At 47.1% G+C, this 15,370-nt stretch carries 14 protein-coding genes and 1 tRNA gene; 4 read left to right on the top strand and 11 right to left on the bottom strand.

Annotated features, from left to right (window positions below; genetic code table 11):
- Positions 1-44: 44 nt before the first annotated feature.
- Positions 45-884 carry a MerR family transcriptional regulator gene (locus QD47_RS12180; RefSeq protein WP_044646370.1) on the bottom strand — a complete coding sequence of 280 codons (840 nt, stop codon included), beginning with the start codon at positions 882-884 and terminating at the stop codon, positions 45-47.
- A 134-nt stretch (positions 885-1,018) separates the two neighbouring features.
- Here QD47_RS12180 and QD47_RS12175 point away from each other — a divergent pair, with 134 nt between their 5' ends.
- A complete protein-coding gene (locus tag QD47_RS12175) occupies positions 1,019-2,518 on the top strand; it encodes an MFS transporter (protein ID WP_044646369.1) in 1,500 nt (499 codons plus the stop codon).
- 615 nt (positions 2,519-3,133) lie between these two features.
- Here QD47_RS12175 and shc read toward each other — a convergent pair.
- On the bottom strand, positions 3,134-5,023 hold the full coding sequence (shc, locus tag QD47_RS12170) for a squalene--hopene cyclase (protein ID WP_044646368.1): 1,890 nt from the start codon (positions 5,021-5,023) through the stop codon (positions 3,134-3,136).
- A gap of 427 nt (positions 5,024-5,450) precedes the next feature.
- Positions 5,451-5,534 (bottom strand) — tRNA-Leu (locus tag QD47_RS12165).
- Positions 5,535-5,754: 220 nt separating this feature from the next.
- On the opposite strand from QD47_RS12165, the gene QD47_RS12160 reads away from it, so the two are divergent.
- On the top strand, positions 5,755-6,294 hold the full coding sequence (locus tag QD47_RS12160) for a hypothetical protein (protein WP_044646367.1): 540 nt from the start codon (positions 5,755-5,757) through the stop codon (positions 6,292-6,294).
- Positions 6,295-6,434: 140 nt separating this feature from the next.
- Here QD47_RS12160 and QD47_RS12155 read toward each other — a convergent pair whose 3' ends face one another.
- The 5 genes from QD47_RS12155 to QD47_RS12135 form a co-directional block, all read right to left on the bottom strand.
- Complete coding sequence (locus tag QD47_RS12155; protein ID WP_044646366.1) at positions 6,435-6,764, bottom strand: carboxymuconolactone decarboxylase family protein; 330 nt, start codon at positions 6,762-6,764, stop codon at positions 6,435-6,437.
- 139 nt (positions 6,765-6,903) lie between these two features.
- The gene (locus QD47_RS12150; RefSeq protein ID WP_044646365.1) at positions 6,904-7,125 is read right to left on the bottom strand and encodes a hypothetical protein; all 222 of its coding nucleotides are present in this window, start codon (positions 7,123-7,125) and stop codon (positions 6,904-6,906) included.
- Between the two features lie 140 nt (positions 7,126-7,265).
- Positions 7,266-7,610: a hypothetical protein gene (locus QD47_RS12145; RefSeq protein ID WP_007429850.1), complete on the bottom strand. Its 345-nt coding sequence runs from the start codon at positions 7,608-7,610 to the stop codon at positions 7,266-7,268.
- Positions 7,611-7,713: 103 nt separating this feature from the next.
- The gene (locus tag QD47_RS12140) at positions 7,714-8,286 is read right to left on the bottom strand and encodes a xanthine phosphoribosyltransferase (RefSeq protein WP_025686483.1); all 573 of its coding nucleotides are present in this window, start codon (positions 8,284-8,286) and stop codon (positions 7,714-7,716) included.
- Between the two features lie 86 nt (positions 8,287-8,372).
- Positions 8,373-8,978: a DedA family protein gene (locus QD47_RS12135; RefSeq protein ID WP_044646364.1), complete on the bottom strand. Its 606-nt coding sequence runs from the start codon at positions 8,976-8,978 to the stop codon at positions 8,373-8,375.
- Between the two features lie 141 nt (positions 8,979-9,119).
- On the opposite strand from QD47_RS12135, the gene QD47_RS12130 reads away from it, so the two are divergent.
- The gene (locus tag QD47_RS12130) at positions 9,120-10,226 is read left to right on the top strand and encodes a YkvI family membrane protein (RefSeq protein WP_044646363.1); all 1,107 of its coding nucleotides are present in this window, start codon (positions 9,120-9,122) and stop codon (positions 10,224-10,226) included.
- On the opposite strand, the gene QD47_RS12125 is transcribed toward QD47_RS12130, so the two are convergent.
- Positions 10,223-11,347, bottom strand: coding sequence for a glycosyltransferase family 4 protein (locus QD47_RS12125; protein ID WP_044646362.1), 1,125 nt, complete (start codon positions 11,345-11,347; stop codon positions 10,223-10,225). The genes QD47_RS12130 and QD47_RS12125 overlap by 4 nt on opposite strands.
- Before the next feature lie 209 nt (positions 11,348-11,556).
- On the opposite strand from QD47_RS12125, the gene QD47_RS12120 reads away from it, so the two are divergent.
- Positions 11,557-12,735: a GGDEF domain-containing protein gene (locus QD47_RS12120; RefSeq protein ID WP_235332255.1), complete on the top strand. Its 1,179-nt coding sequence runs from the start codon at positions 11,557-11,559 to the stop codon at positions 12,733-12,735.
- Between the two features lie 150 nt (positions 12,736-12,885).
- On the opposite strand, the gene QD47_RS12115 is transcribed toward QD47_RS12120, so the two are convergent.
- Both QD47_RS12115 and QD47_RS12110 read right to left on the bottom strand, forming a co-directional pair.
- Positions 12,886-13,668 carry a pseudouridine synthase gene (locus QD47_RS12115; protein ID WP_044646360.1) on the bottom strand — a complete coding sequence of 261 codons (783 nt, stop codon included), beginning with the start codon at positions 13,666-13,668 and terminating at the stop codon, positions 12,886-12,888.
- The gene (locus QD47_RS12110; RefSeq protein WP_044646359.1) at positions 13,665-15,338 is read right to left on the bottom strand and encodes an RsmB/NOP family class I SAM-dependent RNA methyltransferase; all 1,674 of its coding nucleotides are present in this window, start codon (positions 15,336-15,338) and stop codon (positions 13,665-13,667) included. The genes QD47_RS12115 and QD47_RS12110 overlap by 4 nt, the downstream gene beginning before the upstream one ends.
- Positions 15,339-15,370 lie beyond the last annotated feature (32 nt).

Raw genomic sequence — 15,370 nt, 5'->3', positions numbered from 1 at the left:
CATCATAAAGTGCGTTATTTTCTATCCTATCTTAAAGGGTAACCTTATAAAAGAAATTTTCTCCCTTTACAAACCTCAACCGATATCCGTATTACATAGTCGTCCGGATTTTTTTCTGCGAAATAGCTGAGCAACTCCACCGCGTACGCATTTCCGCATACAGCCTTCCCATTACTCTCTATATATTTTCTTATAATGGAATACGTTTCTGACATTGTTTCATATGATCCTCTGTGATTCATGACTGCATAGAGCCCTTGGGGCTTAATGATCATTCTCTCCCCCAAAATCGGAGCCTTGAGTTTATTGGCAATATAGTCCGTATAATAATCGCCTGACTCAAAACGATCCTTGCATAAAATCGTCCAGATCGGAAACTCGTAATCAATAAAGTGATTTTCGCAATAATCTCGATGTTCGCTTAATTTGTGAGCAAACTCCTTATCACCATCTCCCTGTTCCAATGGTGTGGCAATGAAATATTCCTCTTCACATTCCTCAATCGACGGCCCATCGTGTAACTCTCCGTTAGCTTGCTCCGTCATTTCAATGGCACCTTTCAAAAGGCCTTGCAACCGTTTTATTCTAATCCGTTCTACTTCCAGGTCATGCAGTTTCTGTTTGAACAGTTCTATGAGTAGAGGCGTGTTCTGATTCTGAATAAATCCCTTGATTTCCTGTAGTGAACTCCCCGCCTTCTTCAGTACATTAATAATATCAAGCGTGTAACATTGCTGAATGGAGTAATAACGATAGCCTTTTGAGTTTGTGAATTCTGGTTTTAAGAGTCCAATATCATCATAATGGAACAGGGTATGTTTGGTAACTCCGCAAGTTTTGGCGAGCTCACTGGTAGTAAAGTATTGGCTGTGACTTTTTGACATAACTCTTCCTCCGTTATGATTTTAGAAACCTAATAATTTTAGTATACCCCATGAATTTTTACTTGAGTATACGGTAACCCTATAGTTTAAAGTTTTAATTGCAATACCTTAAATTTGTATTAACGGAGGAAAACATGTCTAAATTCAAACGTTGGATGATTCTGGCTATCGTATCAAGCGCACTTTTACTTATTGTAATGGATATGACCATCCTTTACACGGCATTGCCAAGCCTAACCCATGACCTCGGTGCTTCCGCGTCAGAAAAATTATGGATTCTGAATGGGTATTCGCTCGTTATGGCGGGTCTGCTACCAGCAATGGGAACGCTTGGAGACCGATTGGGTTATAAAAAAATCTTTACCCTCGGTTTGCTTGTATTTGCTGCTGCTTCGCTTACTGCCGCCTTTTCTCCCGTGCCCCTTGTATTAGTGGCATCTCGGGTTCTTCTTGCAGTCGGAGCGTCTATGATGATGCCTGCTACCTTGTCAATCATTAGGATTACATTTACCGATGAACGCGAGCGTGGATTAGCGATCGGAATTTGGGGCTCCGTTTCCGCAGGAGGTGCAGGACTAGGTCCTATCGTCGGCGGGCTTCTTTTAGAGCATTTTTGGTGGGGTTCTGTATTTTTGATTAACTTGCCGATTGCGATCATTGCTTTTGCATTAACTCTGATTTATGTTCCAAAACATACGGGCAATAAAGAGAAAAAATGGGATCTTACCGGTTCCATCCAAATCATGATCGCCATGGTGGGACTCATCTATTCAATCAAAGAGTTTGCCCGTCGTGACGGGTCTCCAATATTGGCCGTAATAGGTGCGGTTATCGGCGTTTTGGCACTTATCATCTTTATCCGTCGTCAAAATAAAAGCGCCAGCCCTCTTATTGATCTTACTTTATTCAAAATCACAAGGTTCAGCACCGGATTTATAACTGCCTTAGTGGGTGCATTTGCACAGATGGGGATTCAATATATTGTAACCCAGCGTCTTCAACTGGTGGAAGGTCTGTCACCTCTCCAAGCAGGACTGTACACGATAAGCATACCGATTGCATCTCTCATTGCCGGCCCGTTAACCGGGTCCATATTGCATCGCTATGACGTTATCCGTATTAAGAGCATCTCTCTTCTGATTGCCGGTCTGGGTATGGGCATCTATCTTATGCAATTTAATTCAGGCATTGCCGGGCAGATCCTTGGATTGGCCCTGCTTGGTGCAGGCTTGGGAGCAGGTATGACAGCGGCATCTCATTCCATTATGAACTTTGCACCCCCTCAGAAAGCAGGTATGGCTGCATCCATTGAGGAAGTTGCCTATGAAATGGGGGGAGCATCGGGGATTGCTATCATCGGAAGCATGTCAACCCTTGTGTATACTCTGGCTATGAAAGTCCCTTCGGGACTCCATGTTCCTGCGAATGTGAAAGACAGCCTGGATGAAGCACTCCTGGTTGCAGAGGGTTTGCCTGCACAGGCTGCAGAGGCATTGAAAGCTGCAGGCCGTTCTGCTTTTGATCAATCCTTTTTTGTTATCATTGTGGGTGTAACTGCATTTTTGGTGGTAGCTTCGCTAGTAGTCCGTTTGGCAGGGGCGCGCTCAAAGAAAAGAGGAGATGCTGAGTCCTGATACAGTAATTTCATGCAGTTAATACTCAACAACTGCCGCTATATCTTACGAGCGGCAGTTGTTTTATTCGTTATTGTTTAGACAGCAGCATTTGCTGATCAAGGTGAGTGATTTGATTCCATAATGGCCAAAAGTTATGAACACCTGAATTATAGCTTAGAAATTTATTCGACACAGGTCTTAAGCAACAGCTTAAATCTCTTAAGCATATAAAAAGGTCCATAAGCTGCTACAAAAGCAATTCACGAACCTGTATTTTATAAGATGATGCGGTCGAGAGGACTCGAACCTCCACGGGGGTTAGCCCACACGGACCTGAACCGCGTATGCGATTGGGATCCTAGCGGAATATAAGTCAATGGAACCGAATTAAAAAACCGTCAAAACCCTTGTAAAATCAAGGTTTTTGACGGTTTTTTCGTCTAATTCAAGCGCCCGGCAAGTCGGCAAATGTGGTCGATTTTGGACGTTTGAGAGAACTCGGAGAGAACGACAACCGAACCAGCCACACTCTCTACCATTGACAAATTAACGAAGCGACAGCTTCGGGGAGGCCTCTCTCCTCCCCTGACCAATACCTTCATTCTATGGGGAATATTGATGCAGTATGGCTCCTTATTCCCCGTATTTCTTCTTATAATGGCTTAGGGTCAGAAGCGGCCAGATGTAACGATAGCTATGATAATGAGAATAGAAGTTACCCGGGAGCCCGGCGCCCGTGGGATATGCGGTCGGCCAATCGTCGTTTTGCAGCAATTCCATCAACTTGTATATTCCTCTATTTACGGCAGCAGACGGCTGCGGCTGAACCGCGATGAGTGCATCGAGTGCCCACGCAGTTTGGGATGGCGTGCTTTCCCCTAAGGGCATGTATTTCATCACCTGGTCGCTGATGCAGGATTCACCCCAGCCCCCATCCGAATTCTGAATCTGCAAGAGCCATTCCGCTCCTTTTTGAATCGAAGTATGGTCCGCCGGGAGCCCGGCAGCCTCTAAACCAGTCAGTGCCGCCCAAGTGCCGTAAATGTAACAAATCCCCCATCTTCCATACCATGATCCGTCTTTCTCCTGATGGGAGATCAGCCAGTTGACCCCCCGTTTGATGAAATCGTGCCTCGTGTCGAATCCGCAACAATTTCCGAGGTATTCCAATGTGCGTCCAGTAAGGTCGGCTCCCGAAGGGTCGATAGCGGCGGACTTGGCACCATCTATGGCCAGCCATGTGAGCATTTTCTTATTGGTGTTTTTTTCGAACGCAGGCCAACCGCCGTCTTTATTTTGCATAGACATAACCCAGTTTAGTCCCCGGGTGGATGAGTCACGATATTTAGGATCCGTACGGGACAGGCAGTGAATCGCTCTTAAAGCGGCTGTTGTGTCGTCTACATCGGGATTTAAGGTATTGGTCTCGGAGAATCCCCAGCCGCCAGGAACCGTATCCGGATTATGAACACTCCAATCCGCCGCTTTGTCCTGTTGTCTGGATAAGAGATAGGCTGCCGACCGCTGCACGGCCTCATGATCCCCGGCGACGCCGGACTCCTGCAGCGCATAGGAGATCAAGGCCGTATCCCAGATCGTTGAGGGCGAATTCTGAATGGTAGCTTTACCGTCAAAGCGGTACTGCATCTCTGTCAACCCTTGAACGGCCTTTAAAATAAGCGGATGCCGTTTATCATAGCCCAGTGCAAGCAGGGCAAAAACCATGAGAATGGTGCTGCTCGCATAACTGTATAAGGTGCCATCCGATTCGATTCGATTCAGCATGAACTGCTCCGCCTTGTTTAGAGCTGCTTCATGGATATAACGGGGAGTTCCGAGAAGTCTGCTGAGACCGATACGTATGCTTTCCGCGATCTCCCGGTGCTCCTGGGGTTGCGGCTCATCGTCATCATAGCGTGAATCGAACAGATCGGATACAATGGGAGCCTTATTCGTTGATATAGAGAAATTCCGGTCCGCCATGATCAGCATAGGGATCAGATGGATGCGGGAATAACCTGAGAATTCATACAGATTAATTGGCATATAGGCAGGAAAAAGGATGATCTCCAGCGGTATGAACGAGATCGATGCTGGCCATTTGCGCTGCCCCGTTGCAGCAAGAATCGCCTTTGTCAGAATGCTGGTCGATTTCCCCAGTCCACCTTGCGATTGGATGTAACGCCTGGCCCGTTCCATGGACTCGTCCGTCGGTTCACTGTACCCGGAATAGAGCAGGGCATAATAGGCATCAATGGAAACGGATAAATTACCTTCTTGCTCGTCCCGGTACCAACGCCAACAGCCTTCCGGCTGCTGCTCCGCAAGGATGCGATCATGCAGACGCCGGATCAGCTCTTCATTCTGTATATCCAATATCCGAAAGAGGATCATGACATAAGCATCCATCGTCACCCCGTTCTCAAAGCAAAAATGCCATGATCCGTCTTGATGCTGCTGGCGCATAAAAAAGTTCCTCAGCTTCCTTGTCCCCTCATCGACTGCGCTCCGTGCATCTCCCATTCTCTTGTACCTCCATATAACGTCATGATGTACATTATATGAACGCCGATACGAGGAAATGATGTGCCGCTTGCTGTCGTCTGACGGTTAAGCATTAAACACCAAAAAGGACCCCATACCATTTCAGGACTACAGACTCTTTTGTTGGTGGGATATAAAGTTGGATTTTTCAGAAACAGTCATGATACTCCTTGCTATTATAGAATGTCCAGCCAGATTTTGAAGGCCGCCGCCAGAAACAAATCAAAATCAAGATTGCATCTACAGTCATTCTCGTACTTGGCGATTTAGACGCTTACACCAATGCAGCAAACATTCATGAGGGGTTACATATGGGTGTCATGAGTACCACTTTACATATCCCGAATATGCAAAAAGCTCCTGAATCTCCACAGGGGAAATTCAAGAGCGTTCATTTTTAAGATGATGCGGTCGAGAGGACTCGAACCTCCACGGGGGTTAGCCCACACGGACCTGAACCGTGCGCGTCTGCCAATTCCGCCACGACCGCATATATGTTGTCGTTTGTCCTCGAAAGATCAATCTTTCTTAGCGACAAGATAGATCTTACCATGCTCATAAGAAGAAGTCAAACACTATATATTTTCATTTTCTCTTGATAAATTAGGAATAATACACTAAAATAAGAACATAAGTTCCTGAGAACGCTAGTTCTTTTCGTTCAGTCAGATATGGATTATCATCACATTTTCCTAAGGCGGTGAATGGTTATGATCTCTTCAGTTACTGCTCATAATGAATCGTCTCTTGTAAAAAGTTATCTACTCCTAACCTTTATTCAAAAAGTATTTGAGCGGGACAGTCTTATTCTTGAAGAAAGCGGTATGCTGAAAACGCCTGATCTTTATGTCGAAATGGTTAACGCAGGAGTAGATCGTACCGGAATCTTACTATCTGAAATAAAACATGAATTTAATAAATGTCATATTCGTGTTTTGGACATACAACAAAACCACTCAGGCGTTCACGCCACCTATATAAGTAAAGGAAATAAAGAGCAGTTCAGTATGGCTATGCCTGTATTCCGCAAAGAAATGTATGAACGAATGCGCGCTTATCTGGGGCTCTCAACCTCTATGCCTCATACAGCTGCCTCCCCTTTACCCGAAAAACATCACCCCGAGTTTCCAGACAGCCGCTTAGCTTCCAAGCCCCTACGGTTTGTTGAACGAAGTCTGGTTACATCCTCCTCGGCCTATAAGCGTAAATCGCTTCGCCCTGCTGCTTCTGCCGCAAGCGGAAGTGCATAATCCCCGCACAGCCCGCAAACAAAAGAAGCTTCCGCAGACACCAACCGTGCTCGGAAGCTTCTTTACATAAACATCAGCTATCGTTATCCATTCCTACCCGCTATGAACGGTGTATAAAGAATTCCCATAAATCATTCGCTTTATTGCAGCGCCTTCTGTACACGAGTAACCCCTTGGCTAAGAGCGTGTCCTCCGCCTACCGCTGCAGCTACAGCAATGGTCTCCATAATCTCCTGATCACTGGCTCCTTTGGACCGGGCCTCGTCCACATGATAAAACGTACAAACCTCGTTGTTGGCAAATAAGCCAATGCCGAGCGCAATCAGTTGCTTGGTTTTCTCGTCTAAACTCCCGGCTTGAAAGCACTCTCCGGTGAAACGATGATAGGCATGAACTACCTCCGGCAGCTTATCTTCTAAATGACTGATTTGATCCTTATACGCATGTATTTTCTCATTCATAACCGTCAAGACACAGCACACCCTCTCATATGGAGTATATTCTTATGTACTGTGTCCGGTTTACAGGCTGCATATGCCATCAACACGTATACCTATTTTATCCAGTCACTTCAAACCCTTTTATCCAGCCAGCCCAAAGCCCATTCCTCTAATCCAGTTCTACCGGATTGTGACGCGGCTCGCTGAACGGCTGATATGTATAACTGCGATCCAGCTTGACCACACGCCGATTCTGGCGGCGGATAAGCACCTGCTCCTCGTCCCACGCCAGCACTATGCCTACCACATCGTTGGACTCCAGCCCATCCCGCACGACGCGCACCTTCTCACCGGAGAGCCGATAGGCGTCTAATTCTTCATCATTAATCATCCCTGTCCCCCCTTATACAATCGTTTCTAACACGGCAGCTATCATCTATGCACATTAAAAAGTTTAAAAAGAGACCTAAACAAAATCATTTAGGTCTCTTCCCGCTTACTACTTATATGGATTGCCAACAGAGCGACAAATTATCCCGACTGATTTACACTGTGATCATGTTCTTTTGTATCGTTCTTCTCATACCAGAAGTCCAGCACTTGTGCAGACAACACTCTCTGATCTACGTATTCCACTTGGTGGGCAGTAAATTCTTCTTTCCAAGAGAAGGACAATTCTTCGCATAAGTTAACCAACGTCAACAACTCAGACCAGGCCACATAGCGTTTGTACCAAAAAAACTGAGGATGTTCAATCATATAGGGATATAAATCGTCAAATTCCGTATGCTTACAATCCAAGGCACGTTCAAAATGTACTTTAGCCGCTGCCAGTTTTTCCAGAAAAAACTGTTCGGTCAATTGCTCTTTCCCCATGTTGCTGCCTCCTCTCCCAAAACCTTATCTATATTATAAGCGAAATTGTAGCTCATGCAAAGGTTATTATTAGAAATAAGGATCAGCAGCTTTTGAATTGTTACTATTCGGCAAACTCAATCTTGCCGTCAGTTAACGATGAAATTCTGACAAGCGACTCTACCCGTATACCCTGCTCACGGATCGTTCTCGCCCCGGCTTGGAAGCATTTTTCCACGGCCACGCCGAATCCGACTAGCTCCGCGCCGGAGCGTTGAATGATTTTGACCATACCTCTTGCGGCATCACCATTGGCGATAATATCATCAATGAACAGAACACGGTCATGCTCATGAATAAATTGACGGGACAGCATAATGTCCGTGACAATGCCTTTCGTAAAGGAAGGCACACGTTCGCATAATGCGTCCGGGTCGGCCAATAAAGTCTTTTTGCGGCGGGCAAACACCAGCGGTACACCCAGTTCCAATGCTGTTGCGAAACCTATGGCAATACCCGAGGATTCCACGGTTACCACTCTCGTAATATTCTCTTCCCGGAAACGGGCTGCGAACTCTCGTCCCATTTCCATCGTCAACTCCGGATCCACCTGGTGATTAAGTAATCCATCCAGCTTCAACACCTGATCCGACGCAACGACGCCTTCTTTTAAAATCCGTTCCTTTAATACTTCCATTCCATGACCTCCCACGGCATTCCTATGCGGTAAAAGTACCATACATCACCTGACGCTTTCAAGCCATAGCTTGCTTTCCCATACCTTCATGTGACATTTTTTTTACGCTTATTCCAAAACCACGCGACTATTCCTCCCAAAATAATCAGAAGAATGACCGCCAGCCCTATCCGATGTGTCACCTTCTCCATCAGCTTCGCCACCTGTTCCCAGTGCATGCCCACCGCATGTCCAATTCCCAGAAACGTGCCGCACCACAGCAATGCGCCCGCCGATGCATACATCATATAGCGAAAGACACTCAAACGGGTCGTACCTGCCAGATATGAGGACACATGTCTCAAGCCAGGAACAAAGTAACCGAAAAGAATGCCCCAAGTGCCGTAGCGTCCGAACCAGTTCTCGGAAGAAGCAATTCTCGATGGCGTAAGCCTCACCCATTTACCGTATCGGTGCAGCAGCGGCTTGCCTAGCAAACGACCGAGCGTATAACTAAGCATCATGCCCGTCATACTTCCGGAAAATGTGACTGCCAGCGCGGCAATAAAGTTGTAGTGTCCTTGAGACACGAGCCCGCCGAAGGCGATCATCAGCACTTCGTCAGGTATCGGCATACCGGCTACTCCAAGGGCAAGCAAGCCGAACATTGCCAAATATCCGTATTCCAGTATCCATGCAAGGATTTGACCCATAAATTACGCTCCCGTCAAGCTATTCGTTAAATTCACTATAATTATTTTCAGTCTCATCCAGTCATGTCCCATTTCAGTTGAACATAGTTTGTATTATATGCTCGCTACAGCGTTATTCAAGCAGGCAAGGAGGGGCTGGGGATGAAACGTAATATTCATGTTTTGCAGATTGCTTTTACATACATCGGAACAGTCGTCGGTGCCGGATTTGCTACTGGACAAGAAATATTGCAGTTTTTTACACAGTACGGACGTTGGGCTACACTCACCATCATGCTGTCCACACTCATATTTGTATGGCTGGGTACGAAAATGATGCTGATCGCTCATGATATTTCGGCCCGGTCCTATGAGGATCTGAACAGACACCTTTTTGGCACCAAAGTCGGAAAATGGATCAGCTGGTTCACGCTCATTATATTGGTCTGCGTCAACAGCGTCATGCTGGCAGGCGCCGGCTCCGTTTTCGTGGAACGCCTTCACCTGCATTACCAGACCGGACTGCTCATTACACTCATTGGAACGTATCTGCTCCTGAGTAAAGGCATCAAGGCTATCCTGCATATGAACACTATTGTTGTCCCTATGATGATGATCATGTCTATCCTGCTTGTTCACAGCACACTCTCTATGCCAAATCCCCAGAGCTTTATTACAAATACGTCCGATTATAGCATGCTGCGAGCTTGGCTTTCTCCGCTGCTGTATACTTCCTTCAATCTGGCAATGGCCCAAGCAGTGCTTGTACCACTCGGCAGCCAAACCTTCTCCCGCAAAACGATCCGCTGGGGCGGGATTTTGGGCGGGATCGGCGTCGGGTTTATGCTCATGTCTGCTCACTTTGCCATGTCGGCACATATGCCGGGAATTCGGCAATTTGAGATCCCGATGGGAAGCATTGCTTATCGTCTGGGGGCCTTGGTCGAAATCATTTACATTTTACTCATTTTCATGGAAATTTTCAGTACCTTCGTGGCCGACATTTACGGTGTCAGTCTGCAAATCCGCCAGCATATCCAAATTTCACCTAAGCTCATCACACTATTCATTATGCTCACATGTTTTCTAATCAGTCAGTTTGGTTTCAGCTCACTGCTGTCTATTCTATATCCCATTTTCGGGATACTTAGCCTGATGTGGGTGGGCAAGCTGATCATGGCAGGACGGGGGGGACCCTTCCGTTCCTCGCGTCCTCGCTCCAGCTTCCGGCATTCTGATTCAAAATCAGGTGATACACGCCATGGTTAGTGCTGGAATTTCAAATACATTTTCTTTAGCTCATTAACAGCCCTGCTCAGGGAATAGCTCGATTTAGCCTTGTCGCAAGCAGATCGCGCCAGCTCATAACGATAGGCAGGGTCTGCGATGACCTTTTCCAATGCGTCTGCCAGTGCCCTCGGACTGTCGGGTGGCACAAGCAGACCATTTACTCCATCATCAATTTGCTCCGGTATTCCTCCCACCTCTGTACCCACCAAAGCCAAACAGCTCAAAGCTGCCTCCGCAAACACGGAACCAAAGGCTTCCGCTCGTGAAGGCAAAACAAACACATCAAAGAAAGGCATAAACTCTTCCGGATGAAGCGTGTATCCATAAAAGATCGTTTCATGGTAAATATCCAACTGTCGCGCCATCTCTTCCAGCTCGGGTCGAATGGGACCATCTCCGATAATATGCAGCACAAAATTTTGATTTCTCTTTTTCAGCTCGGCACAGGCCTGTAACAAAGTATCCAGCCCTTTGGCAGGGACAAGGCGACAAACAGTTATAAGCTGTGTCACTTCATTTTCATGTGGTATGGGCTTGAAGCGCTTCTCATCATATCCATTCGGAATGACCACAATATCTTGCGGATTTTGTACATATGGCATCAAGTAATGCTGGAAAGAGCGGGATACTGCAATCAGGCGATCCGCCTTATGCTCCAACTCCCGATACAAGGACACCAGAAATTGATGCTCAGGCCCGTTCTCCTCTATTTTACCGTTTAGAATTAACTCCTTCTCATAAGAAGAGTGAATCGTCTGAACGAGCGGGATGTCTGGAAAAACAGTTTTCATAGCAATTCCGGCAATCGGGTGATGAGCATGAATGAGATCAAAGGGCTTCTGAATGCGAAGCCGAGTCCACCACAAATAGTCACGGTACGTCTGTATATATTTTTGGACAATCGGATATTGTTCATATTGCGTCCAGTCAAAGGTATCAAATAATACTTCTTCCCTGCCCTTGTTGCGAATTCGTTTAGGGATTGAAAATAGCTCCATTTCCCAACGCGGGGACATAAATCGCTCTTGCAGATATGGAATCATAGATGAAACGCCGCCCGGTTGCTCGGGTGGGAAAAAGAGAGCCTGTAGCAATTTCATGACGTGCTTCCCCCTTCAAGCGTTGTACTGCCCGGAACACAGGTTGTATGTATAGGTTTCCGGATTTTCTGAAAAATGATATATTGAGAATAATTACTAAGTACAAAAGAAAATTATAACATTTTAAATGGAATAAATCCTGTCTATTGTATGGGAACCATATTCCCCGTTCAATAGACTCACTATCTATACAGATGGAGTCGGTGACGTTGACGTTGTTGTCCTTATCGGGAACCTTCGGTTTCCCATCTCTGGCCGGGGCTGTAAGTGCCGCCTGCGGTTTGTATATTATACTCATGATGGCGCTGATGTGCGTGATCATATATAGCAGACAGCGAAAAAAAGCCTATATCCTTTTTTCGGTTGCCGCTATTTTTATTATGACATATGAAGCCATGAATCTCTATTCGGCAGGTGGCGGCAAAATGCCGCTACAAGGAATCGTGTGGCAAAATACGCTGGAGGCTGCTGCCTTTGTGCTTACCAATGCCGCCGTATTTCAGCTCTACCGGAAGCTAAAACGTGCGGGAGCATGGTCTTTGCTGTTGCTGGGGGCGCTACTGATATTGCCGGTTGGCGCATGGGCTGCCGGAATACTACCCAGTTGGATCAGCGCAGCAAATCTCGTCGGGTTCACCCTGCTTTATCGACTCATTGTGCTTACTTTGAGCCTTGTGTTCATCATCCCACGAATCGGTCAGCCCAAAAAGTTTGCACTGGGCTTACTGTTCTATTTGCTTTGGCTTGGCAGTCTGTGGTTGCGAGGCGACATTCTGGCTGAAAAAGGTGCAACAAGCACAGTCCTATGGATGTCATTTTTGCCATTGCTGTATTACACTACGTTGTTTCTAATCCTGTTCGAACGGATTGTGGAGCTACTTCAACGGATTTACCGTTCCTCCATTACTGATGGTTTGACTGGTCTGTATAACCGTAAATACTTTTCGGGGCGATTACGGCGATATATGGAGCAGGGAATCCGCGTGTCGGTCATTTTTTGTGATATTGATAATTTCAAAAAGTTGAATGATACACAGGGCCATGCCCGCGCGGATGATGTGCTTAAACAGGTTGCACAGATTATGGAAGAAGAACTGGATGAAATTGGACTGACCGGAAGATACGGCGGCGAGGAGCTGGTCGCGATGGTGGTTGATCGGCGGGCCAAGGTCGGACAGGTCGCGGAACGAATCCGTGAACGGGTCGCAGATGAAAGCATTGTGACCATCAGCGTCGGGCACAGCACGTTAAAGAAGGAAATGAACCCGGATGAACTGGTCAAACAGGCCGATCAGGCTATGTACATATCCAAAACAACGGGCAAAAACAAGGTCACGGCTTATACGGCAGCAGAAGTGAAAAAAAGCCGTGCAGCACGCGCACAATAAACATGCAGTCTGCCATCTGTTAGCTGTAAATCATAGTCCGTATAGTAAAATGACGCACAGGGAACTCCCATAAGAGCCTGTGCGTCATTGATATATTTATCGGTAAATGCTTAATATTTTTAGCGTACTTGCTGTGATTCACTATATCCATCAAGCCTCTGACGTTGCAGATCCCAAATCCCGGCCAATCCATGCCAGCTCCTCGTTTGTCAGCTCACGATAGCTGCCCAGAGGAAGCTGATCATCCAGCGTTAACGGACCCATCGCCGTTCTTTTCAAATACGTAACCTTTTTGCCAACCGCCTCAAACATGCGCTTCACCTGATGAAACTTTCCTTCATGGATCACAAGTGAAATGTATGAAATGACTTCTTCATCTGCCTCTTGTGCTTTTTCATGACGAAGAATGGTCAATTGGGCCGAAAGGGTAACATAGCCGTCATCCAGCTCCACCCCTGCTGCAAATTGACGTATATCCTCTTCCGTGACATGTCCCGACACCGTAGCCTCATACGTTTTGGGAACATGTCGCCGTGGAGACAAGAGTTCATGCGCCAGCTTACCATCGTTCGTTAACAATAGCAGCCCTTCCGTATCCTTATCGAGCCGTCCAACCGGGAAAGGCTCAAAATGCCGTTCCTCCGCACTCAGCAAATCCAGCACTGTTCGCTCTCTTGTATCCTCGGTTGCGGATATAACGCCCGGCGGCTTATGTAACATGATATAAATGTATTCCCGAAAAACAACCCGTTCCCCGTTCACTTCAATTTGATCGTCGTACGGATGAACCTGCAAGCCGCTATCCTTGGTAGTTCGACCGTTCACGGTGACCATCCCTTGCTTTACCTGTCTCTTGATATCACTGCGCGAACCATAACCCATATGGGTTAGAACCTTGTCCAAACGCTGCGTCTGTCTTCCCTTCCCACTCATACCGATGTCCACCTCCAGCCTGTAGGGTATTCATTTTTGAGCATACCGTCCTGCCATTTGCCCCATCCGGCAGAATATCCGTCAATACATACGAGAGTGTAGCCTTTGGGCTGTGCTTCGTTCTGCAGCGTCATTCGCTGAGCCGGGATGGATAACGTTTCACCTTTCAAATAACGGATGGCATCCGTGTCTGAGCTGGAGAGGTTTATACTCCTGACCGCCTCAGAAGGGCGCAAAGCTACCGCCAGCGGATGCGAAGGCACAAACCGACCATTCTTGTCTGTTCCCATAAACCAGCCCGGACGGACCACCTTAAGCCCGTCCAGACGATGAGATTCCAGCGGCGACTGATAAATCCGATCTCCGTAGACTACCGTATGGCCTGCAAATGACGCCTCAAGCTGCTCCTGTACAAAATAGGGATAGGACTCCAGTACATCATATTGTCCGCGTCCATCCCATTTTGCCGCATCTTTACCAGAACTAGACTTGTTGTTCCCGGAACCGCGTGCATTCGTTCCTTTACCCGATTCCCCGTCCATCCCTTTTCCATTCCGTTTGTAATCTCCAGTTGCAGATCTGCCCTTTCCGTTTGCCATTGGCGCTTCCTTGATGGACAGCCGCTGCTTCTTATGGGCACGGTCCGAACCTATGTTTAAAGCCCTTTCGTCCCTAACGACAGACCCATCCCTTTCAAAGGAATCGGCCATTCCACGCTGATTATCCGCTGTAGCTGTACGACTGCCTTGATGCTGCAACACAGCAATAAAATGACCCTCACCCTCTATAAGATGGGGCCAAAGGCGTGCCGTTCCACGCAGTTCCGGATGGGCTGCCGCGACCGCTTCACTCACCCATTCCGGGTGGCCTGAAGCAAAGCCCGTTCCTGAAGGAGCAGGAACAACGTCAAAATCAGGATGTGCCTCCAGAAACTCTGCAATCATCCCTTCATTTTCTTCCGGTGCAAAGGTACAGGTCGAATAAACAATTCTTCCTCCGTCACTTAACATAGATGCTGCCACTCGCAAAATATCCCGCTGCATAACTACACATTTGTCCACCGAATGGTTTTCCCATTGCTTCGCCATATCCTCATCCTTGCGAAACATCCCTTCCCCCGAGCAAGGTGCGTCAATTAATATTTTGTCAAAAAAATGAGGGAAGGCATATGCGATTCGATCCGGGCTTTCATTCAACACCACAGCATTTCGCACACCGTATAATTCCACATTTTTAGCCAACGCCTTGGTTCGATCTGCACTAATATCATTCGTTACGAGCAGACCGCTTCCTTGCAGCTTGGCCGCGATTTGGGTCGATTTCCCGCCCGGTGCAGCACACAAGTCCAATACAGCCTCACCCTGAGCAACATTCAGCAATTCTACAGGAGACATTGCACTTGGTTCCTGCACATAGTACAGTCCTGCATGATAATAAGGATGCAACCCCGGCTTTGTGCCGTATGGAACATAAAAACCTGTATCACACCAAGGAATTGGCCTCAGTTCAAACGGCGATATCGCCTTAAACGCCTCCACCGAAATTTTTAACGTATTGACGCGTATCCCAGCATGAGGCGTATGGTCATAAGCAGCCATAAAAGCCTCAAACTCGTCGCCGAGCAGTTGCTCCATGCGCTTCACAAATGCAGTAGGGAGCTGTACACCCATAATTATAATCATCCTGTCCTGTTAAAATAAAA

The organism is Paenibacillus terrae (assembly GCF_000943545.1).
Lineage (GTDB): Bacteria > Bacillota > Bacilli > Paenibacillales > Paenibacillaceae > Paenibacillus > Paenibacillus terrae_A.
Note: the sequence above shows the minus strand (reverse complement) of the source record. Positions and strands in the feature narration are given on the sequence as shown.